Origin of the sequence: Streptomyces sp. NPDC048278 (assembly GCF_040652195.1) — a bacterium.
Taxonomy (GTDB): Bacteria; Actinomycetota; Actinomycetes; order Streptomycetales; family Streptomycetaceae; genus Streptomyces.
In genome coordinates, this window is sequence record NZ_JBEZLP010000030.1 from 43,276 (window position 1) to 63,744 (window position 20,469).

General features: G+C 72.6%; 15 protein-coding genes. 6 read left to right on the forward strand and 9 right to left on the reverse strand.

What is annotated here, in order from left to right; genetic code table 11:
- Positions 1 to 18 precede the first annotated feature (18 nt).
- On the reverse strand, positions 19 to 660 hold the full coding sequence (locus AB0D74_RS37530; RefSeq protein WP_362596943.1) for an alpha/beta hydrolase: 642 nt from the start codon (positions 658 to 660) through the stop codon (positions 19 to 21).
- A 153-nt stretch (positions 661 to 813) separates the two neighbouring features.
- On the opposite strand from AB0D74_RS37530, the gene AB0D74_RS37535 reads away from it, so the two are divergent.
- Positions 814 to 1,347, forward strand: a complete 534-nt coding sequence (locus tag AB0D74_RS37535; RefSeq protein ID WP_362596947.1) for a GNAT family N-acetyltransferase — start codon at positions 814 to 816, stop codon at positions 1,345 to 1,347.
- Between the two features lie 84 nt (positions 1,348 to 1,431).
- Here the strand turns inward: AB0D74_RS37535 and AB0D74_RS37540 are convergent, their stop codons facing one another.
- Positions 1,432 to 2,055: a TetR family transcriptional regulator C-terminal domain-containing protein gene (locus AB0D74_RS37540; protein ID WP_362596950.1), complete on the reverse strand. Its 624-nt coding sequence runs from the start codon at positions 2,053 to 2,055 to the stop codon at positions 1,432 to 1,434.
- Positions 2,056 to 2,232: 177 nt separating this feature from the next.
- Between AB0D74_RS37540 and AB0D74_RS37545 the strand changes: the two genes are divergently transcribed.
- Together AB0D74_RS37545 and AB0D74_RS37550 are read left to right on the forward strand one after the other, a co-directional pair.
- Positions 2,233 to 2,442, forward strand: coding sequence for a hypothetical protein (locus AB0D74_RS37545; protein WP_362596953.1), 210 nt, complete (start codon positions 2,233 to 2,235; stop codon positions 2,440 to 2,442).
- Positions 2,443 to 2,489: 47 nt separating this feature from the next.
- Entirely contained in the window at positions 2,490 to 3,824 is a 1,335-nt protein-coding gene (locus tag AB0D74_RS37550; protein ID WP_362596956.1) for an NAD-dependent succinate-semialdehyde dehydrogenase, read from the forward strand.
- A 114-nt stretch (positions 3,825 to 3,938) separates the two neighbouring features.
- On the opposite strand, the gene AB0D74_RS37555 is transcribed toward AB0D74_RS37550, so the two are convergent.
- The 6 genes from AB0D74_RS37555 to AB0D74_RS37580 are packed head-to-tail and all read right to left on the reverse strand — an operon-like array spanning position 3,939 to position 11,775.
- Entirely contained in the window at positions 3,939 to 4,610 is a 672-nt protein-coding gene (locus AB0D74_RS37555; RefSeq protein ID WP_362596959.1) for a TetR/AcrR family transcriptional regulator, read from the reverse strand.
- On the reverse strand, positions 4,607 to 6,613 hold the full coding sequence (locus AB0D74_RS37560) for a CocE/NonD family hydrolase (protein WP_362596962.1): 2,007 nt from the start codon (positions 6,611 to 6,613) through the stop codon (positions 4,607 to 4,609). Before AB0D74_RS37560 ends, AB0D74_RS37555 begins: the two co-directional genes overlap by 4 nt.
- Positions 6,610 to 8,337 carry an ABC transporter ATP-binding protein gene (locus AB0D74_RS37565; protein ID WP_362596964.1) on the reverse strand — a complete coding sequence of 576 codons (1,728 nt, stop codon included), beginning with the start codon at positions 8,335 to 8,337 and terminating at the stop codon, positions 6,610 to 6,612. The genes AB0D74_RS37560 and AB0D74_RS37565 overlap by 4 nt, the downstream gene beginning before the upstream one ends.
- A complete protein-coding gene (locus tag AB0D74_RS37570; RefSeq protein WP_362596967.1) occupies positions 8,337 to 9,236 on the reverse strand; it encodes an ABC transporter permease in 900 nt (299 codons plus the stop codon). The genes AB0D74_RS37565 and AB0D74_RS37570 overlap by 1 nt, the downstream gene beginning before the upstream one ends.
- Entirely contained in the window at positions 9,233 to 10,189 is a 957-nt protein-coding gene (locus AB0D74_RS37575; protein ID WP_362596970.1) for an ABC transporter permease, read from the reverse strand. Before AB0D74_RS37575 ends, AB0D74_RS37570 begins: the two co-directional genes overlap by 4 nt.
- Positions 10,190 to 10,191: 2 nt before the next feature.
- Positions 10,192 to 11,775, reverse strand: coding sequence for an ABC transporter substrate-binding protein (locus tag AB0D74_RS37580; protein WP_362596973.1), 1,584 nt, complete (start codon positions 11,773 to 11,775; stop codon positions 10,192 to 10,194).
- Between the two features lie 764 nt (positions 11,776 to 12,539).
- On the opposite strand from AB0D74_RS37580, the gene AB0D74_RS37585 reads away from it, so the two are divergent.
- From AB0D74_RS37585 to AB0D74_RS37595, 3 genes are all read left to right on the forward strand, one after another.
- Positions 12,540 to 16,586: a Pls/PosA family non-ribosomal peptide synthetase gene (locus AB0D74_RS37585; protein ID WP_362596975.1), complete on the forward strand. Its 4,047-nt coding sequence runs from the start codon at positions 12,540 to 12,542 to the stop codon at positions 16,584 to 16,586.
- On the forward strand, positions 16,583 to 17,992 hold the full coding sequence (locus AB0D74_RS37590) for a M1 family metallopeptidase (protein ID WP_362596977.1): 1,410 nt from the start codon (positions 16,583 to 16,585) through the stop codon (positions 17,990 to 17,992). The genes AB0D74_RS37585 and AB0D74_RS37590 overlap by 4 nt, the downstream gene beginning before the upstream one ends.
- Positions 17,993 to 18,101: 109 nt before the next feature.
- A complete protein-coding gene (locus AB0D74_RS37595) occupies positions 18,102 to 19,286 on the forward strand; it encodes an acyl-CoA dehydrogenase family protein (RefSeq protein ID WP_362596980.1) in 1,185 nt (394 codons plus the stop codon).
- Between the two features lie 141 nt (positions 19,287 to 19,427).
- Here the strand turns inward: AB0D74_RS37595 and AB0D74_RS37600 are convergent, their stop codons facing one another.
- Positions 19,428 to 20,171 (reverse strand): helix-turn-helix domain-containing protein, encoded by a 744-nt coding sequence (locus AB0D74_RS37600; protein WP_362596983.1) that lies wholly within the window; start codon positions 20,169 to 20,171, stop codon positions 19,428 to 19,430.
- Positions 20,172 to 20,469 lie beyond the last annotated feature (298 nt).

Sequence of the window (20,469 nt, forward strand, 5' to 3'; positions counted from 1 at the left end):
TCGACGCCCTGAGCGGCGTCAGACCGCCAGATGGCGGGTGAACCAGTCGCGGGCCAGGCGGGCGACGCGTTCCAGAGTGCCGGGCTCCTCGAACAGGTGGGTCGCGCCGGGGACGACTTCGAGGCGGGTCTCGGCGGGGATCCGCCGGGCCGCCGCCCGGTTGAGCCGCAGGACCTCCGGGTCGCGACCGCCGACGACCAGGAGCGTCGGCGCACGGACGGACTCCAGCGCGTCCACGGCCAGATCCGGCCGTCCGCCCCGGCTGACGACCGCGCGGACCGTCTCCGGACGCGCGGAGGCGGCGGCGAGTGCGGCGGCGGCACCCGTGCTGGCGCCGAACAGCCCGCATCCGAGACCCGCGGCGGGCCGGTACTCCCGCAGCCAGTCGGCGAGGCCGGTCAGGCGGGCGGTGAGCAGGCCGATGTCGAAGCGCAGGGCCCCCGTGACCGCGTCGGCCCGCTCCTCCTCGGGGGTGAGCAGGTCGGCGAGGACGGTGCCGATCCCGGCCGCCTGCAGTTCACCGGCGACGAAACGGTTGCGGGGGCTGTGCCGGCTGCTGCCGCTGCCGTGCGCGAACAGCACGACCCCCTCGGCCCCCTCGGGAACGGCCACGTCGGCATCGAGCCGCACCCCTGCCACGGGTATCCGCACGCTCTCCACGACCCCACCTCATCGACGAGCCTGCACACCTGCACGAGAACGGAACACAAAACACAACAGGAACGTTCAAATGGTTCATACCCTCACCAACGAGGGAGGAACAGATGAGCGCGGATTTCCGACGCGGCCCTCGCCTTCGGCAGGATGGGCGCCATGACCGAGATCCGCACCCCCCGCCTCCTCCTTCGTCGCTGGTACGACGACGACCTCGCGCCGATGGCCGACATCAACGCGGACCCGCGCGTCATGCGCTGGGTCGACGACGGCTCGGTGCGTGACCTGGAGGACACGGCCACGGCCATCGAAGAGTGGGAGGAGGAGTGGGACGAGGAAGGCTTCGGGCTCTTCGCCGTCGAACTGCTGGCCTCGGGTGAGCTCGCGGGATTCACCGGTCTGTCCGTGCCCGGCTTCCTGCCGGAGGTGCTGCCCGCCGTAGCGGTCGGCTGGCGGCTCGGCTCACAGTTCTGGGGCCAGGGATACGCGTCCGAAGCCGCTCACGCCGCGCTGGAGTTCGCCGTCCAGGACCGCGGCCTCGACCGCGTCATCAGCATCACCCGGGTGGGGGACAGCGCCTCCGAGAACGTCATCCGCAAGCTCGGCATGGTTCCCGAGCGAGAGACCGTGCACCCGGTGTACGCCCATCCCCTCCGCGTCCACTCCATCGATCTGACGGAGTTCCAGGCGTGAAGCTGCCGCATCGTCGATCGGCACCCGATGGCCGAGCGCTGCCTGCACGTCCCCGGCCGGACGGAGGCGACCGGGCGGGAGAGCTCAGTCGGTGAGCAGCATGCCGCGTTCCAGGCCGAGTTCGGACTCGGCCACGGTGCGTGGCATGTCCTCCGTGGGCGCCCTGCGGTGGTCGGCGCTGGTGTTGATGTACGCGCTGGCGCCGTCGATCGCGACGAGTACGCGGGCGGCGGCTCCCCAGGGATCCGCGCAGGCGAAGACCCCGGTCGCGGCCCCGGCGGCGATGAGCTCCGCCAGGCACCGGCACCACAGCAGTTCCTGCTTCGTCACGTGCTCGCGCAGCACCGGACGGTAGCGCGACAGGTGCCGTGCGTTGAGCCAGAGCTTGCTGACGTCGTCGAAATCGGCGCTCGACGTCAGGCCGAAGAACCTCCGGAAGGCCTGTAGGGGGTCGCCCGGCTCGGGCGGCAGCAGGCTGTCGAGTTCCTTCATCGTGGCCTGGGTGAACGCCTCGGCCACCAGCTCGTCCGCTGCGGGGAAGTAGTGGCCGACGAGTCCGGGCTGGACACCGAGCTCGTCGGCGACCCGGCGCAGGGTGACGCACTCCAGGCCTTCGGTGAGCCCGATCCGCGACGCCGTGGTGACGATCTCGGTGCGGCGTTCGGCGGGCGCCTTGCGGACGCGCCTGCCCGGGGCTCTTGACGTCATACGACTAATGTTATTGAGTGGGCGACCAATAAAGCAATTGGTCGCGCACCCAATAAGTGGGATCGGCCGGAAACCGACGCTCACAGAGGGGCCGATGTCCGCCCGAGACCACCGCTCGCCCCGGACCCCGGCCGACGCAGCACCGTCAGGAGACCCACGTGAACGACTCCCCCACCGATGCCGGTGAGCCGGGACGTCTCCGTGGACCCCGGGTGGACGCGGACGGTGATCGTCGCCTTCCCCGGCCCCGCGCGGCTCCCCCGGGCCGTCGTCCCCGACCCGGACACGGGCCTGGCCATCCGTGACGTCACGGTGCGGCTCGCCCGCACCTCTCCGGTCGGCTCCCCGTGGACGAACCGGTCGCCCGGACCCGCCCTCCGACCCTGACGAGCTTCCTTCCCCCTCCCTCATCCCCCCCGCCACTTGGAGACACCATGTACGCCGTCACCGACCCGGCCACCGGCGAGATCGTCGAGACCTACCCGACCGCCACCGACGCCGAGATCGCCGCGGCCCTCGACGCCGCGCACGCCGCCGGCGCCTGGGGCCGGTCCAGCTCCGTGGCCGAGCGCGCCGCGCTGCTGCGCCACCTCGGTGACCTGCACGCCGAGCACAGTGCGGAACTCGCCGCCAGCATCGTGCGGGAGATGGGCAAGCCGCTCGCCGAGGCGGAGGGCGAGGTCGGCTTCTGCGTCGACATCTACCACTACTACGCCGACCACGCCGAGGAGTTTCTCGCCGACGAGGTGCTCGACGTCACCTCCGGTCCCGGCACCGCCGTCGTACGCCGTGGTCCCGTCGGCGTGCTGCTCGGCATCATGCCGTGGAACTTCCCGGCCTACCAGGTCGCCCGGTTCGCGGCCCCCAACCTGGCCGTGGGCAACACCATCGTCCTCAAGCACGCCCCGCAATGTCCCGCCACGGCGGCGCTGCTGGAGCGGCTGTTCGCCGAGGCAGGCTTCCCGGCGGGCGCGTACGTCAACGTGTACGCCACCAACGAGCAGATCGCCGACGTGATCGCCGACCCCCGCGTGCACGGCGTCTCGCTCACCGGCTCCGAGCGGGCCGGGGCCGCCGTCGCCGAGATCGCCGGCCGGAACCTGAAGAAGGTCGTCTTGGAGCTCGGCGGCTCGGACCCGTTCGTGGTGCTGTCCACCGACGACCTGGACGGCGTCGTGGAGGCCGCGGTCGCCGCCCGCCTCGACAACACCGGCCAGGCCTGCAACGCCGCCAAGCGGTTCGTGGTCGTGGCGGACCTGTACGACGCGTTCGTGGAGAAGTTCACCGCCCGGCTCCTCGACTCCGCCACCGGGGCCCCGCTCTCCTCCGCAGCCGCCGCCGAGACCCTCGCCCGGCAGGTCGGCCAGGCGGTGGCGGAGGGCGCCACCCTGCACGGCTCCGGCGAGCGGCAGGGCGCCTACTTCCCGGCGGGCGTCCTCACCGGCCTGACCACCGAGCACACGGCGGCCCGCCAGGAGCTGTTCGGACCGGTCGCCATGGTCTTCCCGGCCGCCGACGAGACCGACGCCGTACGGATCGCCAACGACACCCCCTACGGCCTGGGCTCCTACGTCTTCACCACCGACCCGGAGCAGGCCACGCGGGTCGCCGACCGCATCGAGGCCGGCATGGTCTTCGTGAACGGTGTCGGCGCGGAGGGCGCCGAGCTGCCCTTCGGCGGGGTGAAGCGCTCCGGCTTCGGCCGGGAACTCGGCCGTCTCGGCATCGAGGAGTTCACCAACAAGAAGCTGATCCGCACGGTGGCCTGAGCGGTACGGCGGGTCCGGGGGCGGGCCCCGCGTGGTGCCGGACGGCACAGCGCGGGGCTTCGGCTGTCGGCGGCGCCGACGGGCCGGCCCTCCGGCGGTCTGTCGCCGTCGTGGTCAGCTGCGGTCCGTGCGGACGGCGAGTTCCGTCTCCACCAGCCGGTTCAGGTGCCGGCGGGCGTCCTCGGTGCTGAGGGGCGGTGACTGGCGCAGTCGCTGGAGGGCTAGGCCGTCGGCGAGGGCGGCGAAGCGGACGGTGAAGCCGTCGAGGTCGCCGCCGCCGAACTCGCCGTCCGCGACGCCCCGTTCGGCCAGGGCGCGGATCTGCCGGTGCCAGGCGGTGTAGCGGTCGGCCTGGCCGCGGGCGAAGGCCTCGTCGGTGGCCGGTTCGCCCGCGTGCCAGTAGTCGAACCACATCCGCCAGTGCCGGTCGGTGTCCTCCGTGAAGAGGGCGTCGACGAGCAGCCGCAGCGCCTCGGCGCCGCTGCCCGCCTGCTCGGCGGCCTCGCTGAGCTCCGCGTAGTAGCGCTCGATGTGCAGCACCATCGCCTCGGACAGGATCTCCTGCACGCTGCCGAAGTGATAGGTGACCGTGCCGACGGAGACCCCGGCCGCGGCGGCCACGTCCCGGACGCCCACCGAGGCGTAGCCGCGCTCCGCGATCAGCGGGATGGCCGCCTCGACGATCAGCCGCCGGCGCACCTCGGTGGGCTGGCGGGTGCGGTCGGCGGCGGCGACGGCCCGGCGCGGGGGCTTCGCGGCGCGCTGCGGCTTGTTGCCGGCGGTCATCCCGACGTCCTCGCGCTGGTGTGGTGCCAGGACCGCTTGACCACTGTCTCTCCGTTCGCCCGTGCCTCGATACGGCTGTCCATGACGAAGTCCGCCACCGAGGCGCGCAGCTCCGTACGGGCCATGATCTCAGCGTCGTACTCGTCGCCGCGCCGCAACCGGATGCGCCACTCGGACACGGCGCTCGCGGACAGCGGGTCGTCGCCGCGGACACGGTACGTCTCGCGGGCGCTCTCCTCGTAGCGGAGCCCGTCCGGGTACGTCCGTGATCCCCCGTAGTTGGGGTCGACCTCCAGGGTCCACTCCCCCGCCGCCACGTCGTGCGTGACGAGGCGTTCGGGGCGGGCCTCGGCAGGCTGGTCGTAGGTGACCGGAAGCGGTGGGGCCTGTTCCGGCTCCTCGAAGGCGATCGGCGGTTCCTCTCCGGCCGCCCGCACGGGCAGGAGCAGGGCGCTGTCGGCGGGTACGACCCGCAGTTGGCCGCGCTCGCCGTGCGGCCACACCCACGGCCAGTAGGCGTCGGAGACGGCGACCCGGACGCGGTGGCCGGGCGGGAAGGCGTAGCCGATGCCGGTGAGTTCGATCTCGACGTCCTCGTACGTGCCCGGGGTCCACTCCACCGTCCGGTCCCGGCCGTGCCGGCTGAGGAGGTTGAGCACCCCTCGGGTGACCAGCGTCGAGGAGCCGTCGGGAGCGACGTCGCAGAGCCGGACGATGACGTTGGCGCGCGGGGTGGCGCTGTCCAGGCGCAGCCGGACGCGGGGCCTGCCGAGGATCTCGACGCGTTCGGCGAGGGGTTCGGAGTCGAAGCAGACCGAACGGCCGTCCTCCTCACGCTGGTCGGGCGGCAGGTCGCTCGCGTTCCCGAAGGGGAAGAAGCGGCCCGCGTCGAGACCGGTGTGGAGCGGCGAGCGGACCAGGACCGGCTCGCTCCCGGCTGCCAGGGTGCGCTCGCTCCAGGTCACCTTCGGGGAGGGCCAGTTGTCGTCGCCCACCCAGCGGCCGGGCATCACGTCGTACGACGTGGCGGGCGGGACCGGGTCGTTGATCCAGGCGCGCAGCAGCGGTTCGCGCATCACCCCGGTGTCGGTGCCCTTGAGGTGCTGGTCCCACCAGCGCAGGGTCTCCTGGAGGAAGCCGATGGCCGGGCCGGGCGGCAGCCCCCGGTCGGGGTACTGGTGGGACCAGGGGCCGATGAGGCCGCGGACCCGGTCGACCGGGAGGTGTTCGACGAGGCGGAGGACGGTGTCGCGGTACGGGTCGTGCCAGCCGCCGACCGCGAGGACGGCGGCGTCGATGGCGCCGTAGTCCTCGCAGACGCTGCCGTGCTTCCAGTAGGCGTCGCGTTCCTGGTGGTCGAGCCAGGTGTGCAGGAAGGGTCGGAGGGCGTCGAGGCGTTCGCGCCACATGGGCAGCCAGCGGTCGGCGCCGACGTTCGCCGGGTCCGGCGGGCGGGAGGCGAAGGCCAGCATGGTGCCGGCCCAGGCGAGCATGTCGATGCCGAGGACGGCGCCGCCGGTGTAGTGGACGTCGTTGTCGTAGCGGTCGTCGGTGGAGCAGACGGTGACGACCGCCTTGAGCGGTTCGGGGGCGAGGGCGGCTATCTGGAGGGAGTTGAAGCCGCCCCAGGAGATGCCGAACATGCCGACCTTGCCGGTGCACCAGGGCTGTGCGGCGAGCCAGTTGACGACGTCGACGCCGTCGGCGAGTTCCTGGGCGTCGTACTCGTCGCCGGGGGTGCCCTCGCTGTCGCCGTGGCCGCGGATGTCGACGCGGACGGAGGCGTAGCCGTGTCCGGCGTACCAGGGGTGGCGCTGGGCGTCGCGGGGCGCGGTCCAGTCGCTCTTGCGGTACGGGAGGTATTCGAGCAGCGCGGGTACGGGGTCGGCCTCGGCGTCCACGGGCCGCCAGATCCGTGCGTGCAGCCGGGTGGCGCCGTCCCGGGTGGGGATCCAGACGTCCTCGCGGACGACCTGGCGCTCGAACTGTTCGCGGTACTTCACGAAACTCCTTCGGCCACGGGGGTGTTGAGGGGCGTCCAGCGGCGGACGCGGTGACCGTCGCCGAGGTCGGTCCAGACGGCGTCCGCATCGCCGGCGTCCGCCCAGTCGGGGGCGTCGTCGGTGCGGGGCGGTACGTCGGGGTCGGGTTCGAGGGCGGCGGCCATCAGCCGGCGGGTGTAGGGGTGGCCGGGCGCACCGAAGACGGCCTCGGTGGGCCCTTCCTCCACCACGACCCCGTGCCGCAGGACGACGACCCGGTCGGCGATGCCGCGCACCACGGCCAGGTCGTGGCTGATGAACAGGCAGGCCAGGTCGCGTTCCCGGCGCAGGTCGTCCAGGAGGCGGAGCACCTCGGCCTGGACGGAGACGTCCAGGGCGGTGGTGATCTCGTCGGCGATCAGGACGTCCGGTTCTCCGGCCAACGCCCTTGCGATGCCGATGCGTTGGCGCTGGCCGCCGGAGAGCTGGGCGGGCAGCCGGTCGGCGAGGGCCGGGTCGAGGCGCACGTCGGCGATGAGCCGGCGGGCCTGCTCGGCGGCCTCGGTACGGCCGGTCGCGGTGCCGAAGAACCGCAGCGGGCGGCGGACCGCGTCACCGACGGAGCGGCGGGGGTTGAGGGAGGTGTCGGCGTTCTGGAAGACCAGCTGGACCCGGCGGCGCAACGAGAGCGGGCGCTTCGGGGCCGGGCGGCCCAGGTCACCGGCCTCGTGCGTCATGGTGCCGCCGGAGGGGGTGCGCAGTCCCGCCAGCGTCCAGGCCAGCGTGGACTTCCCGCTGCCCGACTCGCCGACGAGGGCGAGGACTTCGCCCCGGCGCACGTCGAAGGACACGCCGTGCACGGCGCGCGTACTGCCGTAGTCGATCGTCACGTCGCTCGCGGCGACGGCGACCGGCGCGCCGTCCGGTACGGCGGCCTTGGCGCGGACCGTCCGTTCCCCCGCCTCGTCGACGACCGCGAGTCCGGCGTCGTCCAGGCGTGGCACGCTCGCCAACAGGCGCCTGGTGTAGGGGTCCTGGGGCGCGGTGAACAGCCGGCGGGTGGCCGCCGACTCCACCACCCGGCCCGTGTTCAGGACGCACACCTCGTCGGCCATGTGCGCGACGACGCCGAGGTCGTGGCTCACCAGGACGGCGGCCAGGCCGAGTTCGTCGCGCAGGGCGGCGATCAGGTCGAGGACGCTGCGCTGGGTGATGACGTCCAGGCCGGTGGTGGGTTCGTCGAGGACGAGGACCTTGGGGCGGGCGGCGATGGCCATGGCGATGGCGACGCGCTGCTGCTGGCCGCCGGAGAGTTCGTGCGGGTAGCGGCGGGCGAATTCGGCGGGACGGGGCAGCCGGACCTGTTCGAGCAGGTCGACGACCGGCACCTCGCCGCCCGCCTCCTCGATCTGCCGCCCGATGCGCATCGTCGGGGTCAGCGCCTGCCCGGCGTTCTGGCCGACCATGGCGACGGTCCCGCCGCGCAGCAGCCGCAACTCCCGTGCGGGCAGCCCGAACACGTCCCGCCCGTCCACCTGGACGCTCCCGCCGGTGACACGGGAGCCGTGCCGCAGGTGGCCCAGCAGGGTGGCGGCGACGGTGGACTTTCCGCTGCCGGACTCGCCGACGAGGGCGAGGGTACGGCCCGGGGCCACCTCCAGGGACACCTCGTGCACGACCGGCACCTCGCGGCCACCGGAACGGTAGGCGACGGAGAGGGAGTCGACGGATACGACAGAGGTCATCAGGAACCCTCCCTGATCCGGTCCACGCCCCACGCCTTGGAGAGGCCGTCGGCCGCGAGGTTGAGCCCGACCACGAGGGTGGCCAGGGCGAAGATCGGCGCGAGGCTCGCCATCGGGACGACGGTGATGGCGGTGCGGTTCTCGGCGACCATCAACCCCCAGTCGGGGGTGGGCGGGTCGGCGCCGAAGCCGAGGAAGGACAGCGAGGAGATCAGCAGCACCACCCAGGAGGCGCGCATCGCGAACTCCACGCAGACCACGTCGGTGATGTTCGGCAGCACCTCCCGGCGCAGGATCGCCCAGGTGCTCTCGCCCCTGGCCCGGGCGGCGGTCACGTAGTCCATGGGGACCACGGCCAGCGCGGCGCCGCGCACCACGCGGACGACCTGCGGGACGTAGACGACGGCGATGGCCAGGACGATCACCGCGGGCCCGGTGCCGAGGGCGGTGACGATGACGAGCAGGGCGAGGATCGACGGCACGGACAGGATCGCGTCGAGGACCCGGCCGAGCAGGTCGTCGAACCAGCCGCCGCGCAGGGCGGCGGCGCAGCCGACGACCGTGCCGAGGGCGACGGTGATCAGGGTGGCGGCGACGGAGACGCCGAGCCCGTACCGGCCGCCGTACAGCACCCGGGCGAGGACGTCGCGGCCGTACTGGTCGGTGCCGGCCCAGTGTTCCCAGCTCGGGCCGAGCAGGGCGTGCGAGGCGTCGTTGGCGATCGGGTCGTAGGAGGTGAGCAGCGGGGCGAGCAGCGCCACGAGGACGTGCACGCCGACGACGGCGAGGCCGACGAGGGCGGTGCGGGACGAGCGCAGGCCGCGCCAGGCGCGGACGGCCGCGTGCGGGGCCGCCGGGGCGGCATCGGCGGTGGCCGGGGTGGTGTCGAGTGCGGTCACCGGGTCCTCCCTCGGGTGCGGAGCCTGGGGTTGAGGGCCATGGCGCCGAGGTCGGCGGCGAGGTTGCAGACGACGTAGATCACGGCGCTGACGAGGGCGATGGCCTGGATGACGGGCAGGTCGCGGTTCTGTACGGAGGAGAGCATCAGCTTGCCGATGCCGGGGTAGTTGAAGACGTTCTCGACGACCGCGACCCCGCCCGCGAGCCAGGCGACGTTGAGGGCGATCACGTGCAGGGTGGGCAGCAGGGCACTGGGCAGCGCGTGCCGGGTGACGATCCGCCAGGTGGACAGGCCCTTGAGGCGGGCGGTGGTGACGTACTCGCCGGCCATCACGTCGATGACGGAGGTACGGGCCATCCGCACGATGTAGGCGGCCATCACCACGGCGAGCGCGAGCGCGGGCAGCCATACGGCGGGCAGGAGCTGTCCGACGCTCGCCTCGGGGCCGTAGAGGACGACGGCCGGGAACCAGGGCAGCGCGACCGAGAAGACCAGCACCAGGACGGTGGCGACCACGAACTCGGGGACGCTCATGCCGACCAGGCTCACGGTGGAGATGAGGTGGTCGGGCCAGCGGTCCCGGTACAGGCCGGCGAGGACGCCCAGGACGAGTGACCCGGTCACCGCGAACAGGACGGTGACGACGGCGATGAGCGCCGAGTTGCCGAGGTACAGGGCGACTTGGCCGCCGACGCCCTTGCCGGAGACCAGCGAGGTGCCGAAGTCGCCGTGCAGGGCGCCCTTGATCCAGTCGAAGTAGCGTTCCCAGGCGGGCCGGTCGAGGCCGAGCTGTTCGCGCAGGGCCGCCACGGCGTCCGGGGTGGCGTCCTTGCCGAGGATCTGGGTGGCCACGTCGCCCGGCAGCGCCTGTACGGCGAGGAAGACGAGGACGGAGGAGAGGAAGAGTGTGCCGACGGCCGAGGCCAGCCGGCGCAGGGTGAACGACAGCATGCTCAGGCCCCCTTCACACCGATGTTGAGGTAGTCGAACTCGAAGCCGTGCTCGGCGTAGCCGCGGACCTTCCGGGAGATGCCGACGAGCCGGTCGGCGAACATCGGGGTCATCGCCCCGCCCCGCTCGATCACCAACGTCTGTGCCTCGCCGTACAGTTCACGGCGTCTCGTGTCGTCGGTCTCGGCGCGGGCCCGGTCCAGGACGGCGTCGAACTCCTTGTCGGACCAGGCGGTCTCGTTGTAGGAGGAGCCGCTGCGGAAGATCTGGGTGAAGAGCTGGTCGACGGGCCGCCCGGTGAACCAGTAGGTGGCCATCAGCGGCTTCTTCATCCAGATCTGCGTGTAGTACGAGTCCGCGGCGGCCGTCTTCACCTTGATCCGGATACCGGCGCGCTTGGCGGAGTCCTGGTAGGCGAGGGCCATCGGCGTGAACAGCGGGTCGTACGACGAGGTGTAGAGGTCGATGCTCAACCCCTCGTGCCCGGCCTGCTTGAGGAGGTGTCGGGCCTTCTCGGGGTCGTGTGCGGGGTGGGTGGCGATGTGGGCGGGGTCGCTCGGCGGCACGGGGTTGTCCCACCCCGCCGTGCCCGCGCCCTGGAGCGCGACCTTCACGACGTGCTCGGGGTCGTAGGCGAGCTTCATCGCCTGCCGGACGCGGACGTCGGTGAAGGGCTTCTCTGTGGTGAGCATCGGGAGCACGTACCACTGCGCGTCCTTGACCCGGGCGACGGTGGCCCGGTCGGAGGCGGCGACCACCCGGGCGGTGGCGAAGTCGAGGTTGGTCTGGGAGAGCAGGTCCACCTGTCCGGCGAGCAGGGCGTTGGAGCGGGCGGACATGTCGGCGACCGAGTAGAAGGCAATGGCGTCGAGGACGGGGCGGCCGGCCCAGTGGTCCTTGTTCGCGGTGACCCGACCGGGGCCCGCCGGGGCGAAGGACTCCAGCTTGAAGGGGCCGGTGCCGATGCCGGTGCGGCCGATGCCCTTGGCGCTGCCGTCGGGGATGACGTAGCAGTTGTAGTGCGTCAGCAGGCTGGGGAACTCGGCGTTCGGGGTCTTCAGGGGGACGAGGAGGGTGTGGGCGTCCGGGGTGCGCAGGGTGCTCGGGTCGACGAGCGGGGCGAGGACGGCGGCCTGGGGTGAGGCGGTGGCCTTGTCGAGGATGTGCCGCAGTGTGTAGGCGGCGTCGGCGGCGGTGAAGGCGCGTCCGTCGTGGAAGGTGACGCCCTTGCGGAGCCGGAAGGTCCAGGTGCGGGCCTTGGCGTCGGACTCCCAGGACTCGGCGAGGTCGGGGGCGAGTTCGCCGTCCGCGCCGACGCGGACCAGCCGGTTGTACAGGGCGCCGAGGTATTCGTACGCCGACAGGGAGCTCGCCGGATCGAGGGTCTCGGCGTCGGAGGCCGGCGGCCGGGCGATGCGCAGGGTGCCGCCGGGGTCGGGGGCGCCTTTCAGGGCGGCAGCCGTCAGGTCGGGGGCTGCGGCTGCCCCCGTACAGCCGGTGAGCAGCCAGGACGCGCCGAGCGAGGCCGCAGCGGCCACGCCCGCGGCGAGCACCGAGCGGCGCCCCGTGAGGTGGGTGTCGGGCATGGACCGACCGTCTCTCTCGCTATTCGTTCAGCGGAACGATTGAGTGAAGTCCGTGAACGATAACCAGGAGACGGCTTCCGGCCAACCCGTCGGGCGCAGAAATTAACCTCGGGACACGCACCGGTAACACCCCGCGCCGGTACGCCGGACCGGCGCCGACCCTCGCCCCGCACACCCGTGAGGCGGCCGAGGAGTCCCGGCCGGCGGCCCCGTCGGCATTGCGTTCGCCTCTTGCGCCGGTAGTCGCAGCCTCGGCCGGGCGCGGCGAACGAGCTTACGAAAAACCCCTTTCGCCGTGATCGGCGAAGGCGGCTTCCAGGCTCGACAGCATGAGCGCACCTCATTAATCGAACAGTACGAGAAGAACCACGACGGAGAAGGATCGGAGAAGGCTCGGGAAAGGGTCCGGGATGGGTCCGGGATGGGTCCGGGAAGGGCCGGGGAAGGGCCGACGGCGGCACGGATGCCGGTCACAGGCGGCCTGTGGGGCACCAAGCGACCACCGGCCCATTCTTTTCCTTTGCGGCGCCGAAAGAACTCCCGCGCCAAAACGAACCATTTTCTCGTCCGCTTCTTCCCGAACTCGAAAAGAGCGTGGGCAAGGTGAGGGAATCGGTTCGACAGGGTCTGCGGTTCGTCATTTTCGTCCCATGGGCGGGCAGTGAATCAATTGCCCGGAGTTGGCGAACGCCTCGCCGCGCACAGCCCTCTGACAGCCTGTAATGGGCTTGCCGCCCGCGGTACAGGAAGCACGAGGCACGACCTTGACATCGACCGCACTCGATACCCCGCCACCGTCTCCCGAGCCCTCTGGGGAGCGGGCCGTCTTCCGCTCCTCCCCGGCCGCGTCACCCCGCACCCTCGTGGACGTCCTGCGGGCCACCGCCGCCCTGCACCCGGACGCACCCGCCCTGGACACCGGAACCGAGGTGCTGTCGTACCTCGCGCTGTGCGCCGAGATCCGCCGTCGCGGCCGGCACCTCACCGAGCGGGGAATCGGCCCCGGCGACCGGGTCGGCATCCGGGTGCCGTCGGGTGGCGCCGAGCTCTATCTGTCGATCCTCGCCGTCCTGTTCTGCGGCGCGGCCTACGTCCCGGTCGACGCCGACGATCCCGAGGAGCGTGCCGTCACGGTGTTCCGTGAGGCCGGAGTGTGCCACGTACTGGGTCCGCATCTGCCGCCCGCCGGACTCGTGCCGCCGTCCGGAGCGGGAACGGGAACGGTGGCGGGAGCGGGAGCGGTGGCGGGAAGGGTGGCGGGAGCCGTGCCCGCTCCCGGCGACGACGCGTGGATCATCTTCACGTCCGGCTCGACCGGCGCGCCGAAGGGCGTGGCCGTCACCCACCGTTCCGCCGCCGCCTTCGTGGACGCCGAGGCGGCGCTGTTCCTGCGGGACCGTCCGCTCGGCCCCGGCGACCGGGTACTGGCGGGGCTGTCCGTCGCCTTCGACGCCTCCTGCGAGGAGATGTGGCTCGCGTGGCGTTCCGGTGCGTGCCTCGTGCCGGCCGAACGGGCCCTGGTACGGGCCGGCCACGAGCTGGCCCCCTGGCTCGTGGAACACGGGATCACCGTCGTCTCCACCGTCCCCACCCTGCTGGCCATGTGGCCCCGGGAAGCCCTGGACCAGGTCCGGTTACTGATCCTCGGCGGCGAGGCGTGCCCTCCCGGCCTCGTCGAACGGTTCGCCGGTCAGGGACGCGAGATGTGGAACACCTACGGTCCCACCGAGACCACCGTCGTGGCCTGTGCCGCCCCGCTGCGGCCCGGGCAACCCGTGCGCATCGGACTGCCGCTGGCAGGCTGGGAGTTGGCGGTGGTGAACGAGGCCGGGCAGCCGGTCGCCCCCGGCGGGCAGGGCGAACTGGTCATCGGCGGCGCCGGAACGGCCCGCTACCTGGACCCCGTCCGGGACGCGGAGCGCTTCCGGCCGTGCCCCGCGCTGGACACGCCACGCGCCTACCGCTCGGGCGACCTGGTGCGCGCCGACGCCGAGGGACTGGTCTTCCTCGGGCGCATCGACGACCAGATCAAGCTCGGCGGGCGCCGTGTCGAACTCGGCGAGATCGACGCGGCCCTCCTTGCCCTGCCGGGCGTGCGCGGGGCGGCTGCGGCCGTGCGGTCGACCGCGGCGGGTGCCCAGGTGCTGGTCGGTTACGTCGTTCCGCAGCGGGCGGCCGACGGCAGTCGCGCCTTCGAGGCCGCCAAGGCCAGGGCGCTGCTGAGCGAACGGCTGCCCGCGCCCCTGGTACCGGTCCTGGCCGAGGTGACGGCCCTGCCCACGCGTGCGTCGGGCAAGGTCGACCGCGAGGCGCTGCCCTGGCCGGTGCCCCTGGCCGACGCCGGCCGCGGTGACACCGCGCAGCCGCTGCACGGCACGGCCGCTCGGCTGGCGGACGTCTGGGAGCAGCTGCTGGGGCTGCGGCCCGGCCCCGACAGCCATTTCGTGGAACTCGGCGGGAGCAGCCTGACCGCCGCCCGGATGGCGTCGATGCTGCGCGAGGACTATCCGGGTCTCTCCGTCGCCGACCTCTACCGGCACCCCGTGCTGCGGAGCATGGCGGACCATCTCGACTCGCTGGCCGGGTCGGTACGGGAGGTGCGCCCCGTCAGGCCGCTGCCCCGGTGGAGGGCTGTCGTCCAGTTCGCCGTCGTCCAGGCCGGTTACGGAATCACCGCGCTGCGCGGGCTGGTCGGCCTGGCGGTGGCGGACGACGTGCTCGGCTGGGTCGCCCCGCACCGCTGGGCCCCGCACACGTCGTGGTGGCTGGTCCTGGTGGGCTGGGCGGTGCTCTTCAGCGCGCCGCTGCGCTGCCTGATCGGCGCCGGCCTCGCCCGTACGCTGGCCGGCTCGATCACCCCGGGGGACCATCCGCGCGGCGGACGGGTCCACCTGCGGCTGTGGACCGCGGAACGGGCCGTGGCCGCGTTCGGTGTCCCCGCCCTGCTCGGCACCCCGTGGGCCGTCCGCTACGCCCGGATCCTCGGCTGCCGGACCGGACGGGACGTACGACTGCACACCATGCCCCCGGTGACGGGCCTGGCCGAACTGGGCGACGGATGCAGCATCGAGCCCGGGGCGGACATCGCAGGGTGGTGGCTCGACGGCGACACGCTGCACATCGGCGCCGTCACCGTCGGCGCGGGCGCCCGGGTGGGCCACCGCAGCACGCTGCTGCCGGGCGCCGTGGTGGGACGCGGTGCGGAACTGGCCGCCGGCGGCTGCCTCGACGGCCGGATCCCCGACGGCCGGGTATGGACCGGCTCGCCGGCCCGGCCGGCCGAACCCGGGCAACACCTCGCGGGCACCGGCCGGCCCACGCGGCCGGCGAACCGCTCGCGCGCCTGGCAGCCGGCCTACGCGCTCTCCCTCGCCCTGCTTCCCCTGCTGTCCCTGCTCGCGGCGGCCCCCGCGCTGTTCGTGGCCTGGCTGCTGGTGCGCGACACACCGACGCTGCCGGACGCGGCCGGGCATCTGCTCGTTGCCGCGCCGCTGTTCACGGTCCTGACCACGGTGTGCGGGATGCTCGTCACCGTGGTCGCCGTGCGGCTGCTGAGCCGTTCGATCCGGCCCGGCCTGTACCGCGCGGACGGGGGCGTAGCCTGGCGGGCGTGGCTGGTGACCCGGATCCTCGACGGCGCTCGCGGCAGTCTGTTCCCCCTCTACGCGAGTCTGGCCACGCCGTACTGGCTGCGGCTGCTCGGCGCACGCGTCGGCCGCGGCACCGAGATCTCCACCGTCCTGCCGCTGCCGTCCCTGCTCCGCGTGGACGACGGGGCCTTCCTCGCCGACGACACGCTCGTCGCGCCGTTCGAACTGTGCGACGGATGGCTGCGGTTGGGCCCCGTGCGCATCGGGGCGCGGGCGTTCGTGGGTAACTCGGGCATCGTCGCGCCCGGGCGTGACGTCCCCGACCGGGCGCTGGTGGGTGTGCTGTCCGACGCGCCGGCCGACGGCGGGCCGGGCATGTCCTGGATCGGCCGGCCGGTGATGCCGCTGCCGCGCGTTCCCGACAGCGCCGACCTCGCACGGACGTTCGCCCCGCGCCGTCGGCTGGTGGCGGCCCGCGCGGCCGTGGAGGTGTGCCGGCTGCTGCCGATGATGCTGGGCACGCTCCTGGCCGAGTGCCTGTTCCTGACCGGGCAGGAGGCCCTGGACCGGGGCGGACTCCTCCTGGCCGCGGTGGCCGGCGTTCCCTTGCTGCTCGCCGCGTCGGTGCTGGCCTGCCTGATCACGACCGGCGTCAAGTGGCTGCTCGTGGGGCGCTTCCGGGCGGTCGAGCGGCCCCTGTGGTCGTCTTTCGTGTGGCGCAACGAGTTGTTCGACACGTTCGTGGAGACGCTGGCCGTGCCGTGGGGAGCGGGTGCGCACCTCGGCACGCCCGCGCTGAACTGGTGGCTGCGCTCGCTGGGGGCGCGCATCGGCCGTGGGGTGTGGTGCGAGACGTACTGGCTGCCGGAGACCGATCTGGTCAGCCTCGGCGACGGGGTCAGCGTCAACCGCGGATGTGTCCTGCAGACCCATCTGTTCCACGACCGGATCATGCGGATGGACACCGTGCGTCTGGGTGCCGGGGCCTCACTCGGCCCGCACAGCATCGCCCTGCCCGGCACCGCGGTCGGCGCCGGCGCGTCCATCGGCGCGGCCTCCCTCGTGATGCGCGGTGAGACGGTGCCCGACGGCACGCGCTGGGCGGGCAACCCCATCGCCGGCGTCCCCGCGACCGGCACCGCGGCGGGTACTGCAACGGGCACTACGACGAGCACTACGACAGGCGCTACGACCGGCCACGGCGAAGGGGAAGCCGCATGACGTGGTGCAGTCGGCGTACGTTGCTGCGCGGTGCGGCGCTCGCTCCCCTGGCGGCGACGGCCATGGACAGCCTGCCCCGCGAGGCCGAGCGCTACTTCGCGAGCCACGGCACCGACGGCCACCGCACTCTCGCCTACGACCTGCGCCTGACGTACGACCCGGCCGCCGCCACGCTCGACGGCCGGGCGCACATCCGCGCGGTGGCCGAGCGGACGCTGCGGCAGGTCCACCTCGACCTCGCGGGGCTGAGCGTGCACGACGCCCTGGTCGACGGGACCCCCACACGGCCGTACCGCAAGGGGCACAAACTGGTCCTGCCCACACCGCGGCCGATCGGGGCGGGCACGCCGTTCACCCTGGAGATCGGCTACGGCGGCCGGCCGGGCCCGGTGCGCACGCCGTTCGGCCTCATCGGCTGGGACCGCACCGGCGACCCGCACGACGGCACTCTGGTGGCCGCGCAGCCGCTCGGCGCCCCGTCGTGGTTCCCGTGCAACGACCGGCCGGACGACAAGGCCGGGTTCACCTTCCGGGTGACCGTGCCCCGCGGCCATCAGGTGATCGCCAACGGCACGCTCCTGCACCGCGAGGGCACGGGTTCGACCGAGTGCTGGACGTACCGTCACCCCGGTCCCATGGCCCCCTATCTCGCCGCGCTCTACACCGGCCGGTTCGCCCAGCGGACCTGGCAGGCCCGCGACAGCGCGACCGGCCGCCGGGTCACCGGCCGCGACGCGTACCCCGCGCGCATCTCCGGGCAGGCCGCGTACGACCTGGCCCGTCAGCCCGAGATGGTGGAGACCTTCACCGGCTGGTTCGGTCCGTATCCCTTCGAGACCTACGGCGCGGTCGTGGTGGACGCCGATCTGGACGAGCCCGTCGAGAACCAGACGGCGTCCGTCTTCGGCCGCAACCACATCGACGGCGACCGGACGTGGGAGACCCTCGTCGCACACGAACTCGTCCACCAGTGGTACGGAAACAGCGTGAGCCTGCGGGACTGGCGGGACATCTGGCTCAACGAGGGCTTCGCCACCTACGGGGAGTGGCTGTGGTCGGAGCACATCGGCGAGGACTCCGCCGACACCATCGCGAGGGCGGCGTGGCACACCATGGCCGGGCGGCACGACGGCCTGCGGATCGCCGCCCCCGGACCGGACCGCATCTTCGACGACCGCGTCTACACCGGCGGCGCGTGCACCCTGCACGCTCTACGTCTGACGGCGGGCGACGAGCGGTTCTTCGCGATGCTGCGCGGCTGGCACCGTGCCCACCGCGGCAGCAGCGCCGACACCGCGGCCTTCATCGCCCACGCCGCACGCTCCATGCCCGCGACAGCAGAGCCCCTGCTGCGCGCCTGGCTCTACGACACCCGCCTCCCGCCCCTGCCGCCCGCCACGACCTGACACCATGTGGGGTTGGCTCAACTCCGTTGCCGTGGCGGCGCGTTGACAGTGGACGGGATCGGCGCGACGGTGAGGGTTCCTGCTGGGTCCCGAGAGCGGAGGTCGTCACTTGGCCGGTTCGTCAGCACCTCGCTCGGACACCGATCTCGTCGAACGCGTACGTGCGCTCCACCCCCTCATCCGCTCCCACGCCTTGCGTGCCGAGCAGCGGGGGCGAGTCGCCGAGGAGGTCGTCGAGGCTCTCGCGGGCGCCGGGATCTTCCGTATGAACGTCCCCCGCCGCCACGGGGGTTACCAGAGTTCGCTGCGGACGCAGGTCGACGCGCTGAGCGAGGTCTCCGCCGCGTGCGGGTCGGCCGGGTTCATGGCGTTGATCCAGGCCGGGTGCGCGTTCATCGCGGCCCTGTTCCCCGACGAGGCACAGGACGAGATCTTCACCCGTCCCGATGTACGGGTGGGTGGCACGCTCATCCCCGGCTCGAAGGCCGTCGCGGTGGACGGCGGCTATGTGGTGAGCGGGAACTCCCCCTTCGCGACCGGCTGTCAGGACGCCGACTGGCATCTGCTGACCGCGTCGGCCGACACCGGACAGGGGCCGCCGGAGCTGCTGTGGCTGGCGATCCCCATGACCGATCTCAAGGTCCTGGACGACTGGAACGTCTCCGGCCTGGCCGGGAGCGGCAGCAACACCGTCGTCGCGCAGGACGTTCACGTACCCGCCCGTCGCGTACTGCCGCTGGGGCCGTTGCTGACGGGCGTGTTTCCGTCGCAGCGCGCGGGCGCAGATCCCTTCTACCACATGCCGGTGCTGATGCTGTTCTGCGCCTGGACGGCCGCGAACGCCCTCGGTCTGGCACGGGCGGCTCTGACGGAGTTCGGCGAGCGCATCCATCGGCGCGGGATCAGTTACACCTTCTACGAGCGCCAGCACGAGGCGCCGGTGACGCATCTCCAGTTCGCCGAGGCCGCGATGAAGGTCTCCTCCGCGGAACTCCTCGCCGCCGACTTCGTGGGGCTGATCGAATCCCGGGTGGCCGACGGGGAGCCCTACACGGTCCTGGAGCGGTCCCGGATCAGGGCGCAGTGCGGGTATCTGGCGCGCTTGTGCAAGGAGGCCGCGGACCTGCTCGGGTCCGCTTCGGGTGCCTCTTCCCTGCACCGGGAGGTGCCCATCCAGCGGATCGTGCGGGACCTGAACGCCCTGAACCTGCATTCGTTCGTCAATCCCGCCGCCAACCTGGAGTTGCACGGCAGGGTGCTGTCAGGGCTGGACGCCGGGACGCCGTTCCTCTAGTGCCGGGTGTCCGGGCACGGTCCGTTAGTGCCGGGTGTCCGGGCACGGTCCGTTAGTGCCGGGTGTCCGGGCACGGTCCGTTAGTGCCGGGGTCCGGGCACGGTCCGTCGCGGCGACTCGGTCGCCATGGGCGCGTTCCGCTCAGGGCTCCGGGTTCAGGCAGGACGGCAGGGGGCCCGTGGCAGGGGGCGGGGCGGCCAGGCAGGCGGCGGCACGTTCCGGGCCCAGGAACGGGGCGAGTACGGAGAAGGCCAGGCCGGGCAGGAGTGCGGGCAGTTCGGCGGTCCGGCCCGTGGCTATGCGACGGTAGATCGCGGAGTACGCGCCGCCGACCACCGTGTCGACCAACTCCTCCTGTGGAACAGGGAGTTCCAGCTCGGGCAGGTCGGTGAACCAGTCCCGGAACCGGGTCAGCAGGTGCTCGCGGGCCTCTCGTCCTGCGGGGCCCACCGCGTCGATCTCGACGATCGCCATCGCCGCGAACTCGGGTGCCTCGGCGAGGATCACCAGCAGTGCGCCGAGGCCGGCGCGCATCTGCCCCGGCCAGTCGCGGGCCTGGGCACGGGCTTCCTCCATCGCGGCGAAAACCAGGGAGGTGCCGTGGTGGTGAGCGGCGAGGAAGGCGTCCTCCTTCCCTTTGAAGAGTTCGTAGAAGACCGGCCTGGTCACGCCGGCGGCCTGGCAGATGTCGCTGACCCGGGTGCCAGCGTAGCCGACCTGGGCGACGGTGCGCACGAACCCGTCGAGCAGCCGGTCCCGCTGGTTGGCGGCGACGGCCTCCGGCGAGGTACGGCGCGGACCCCGCCGCAGCGAGCGCTCCGGGTCGCGTGCCCTGCGGGTACCGGGCAACACCAGCGGAGGCGGCACCGGCGAACCTGCTGCCATTCCAGGCCCCTTCTCACGACGTCATGTGTCATGCCTTGACGTTGAATACTCGTCAGGTTTACAACCTTCACAGGTTTTCTTCTCATGCGGACCTGCGGTGGACGACCTGCTGGAGCCGTCAGTGTCACGCACCCGCAAGGCGCCAACAAGTGCACCGGCGTCCCTGACGCCGGGTCAGTCATCAGCAACGCGCACCGGTCCGGCAGTCCGCGATCCGGGACCGCCATGCCCGGGCCGCCCGTCCTTCTCCATGTCCGGACGGGCGCCCCTCCCTCATACCACCCGCACGCCCGAAAGA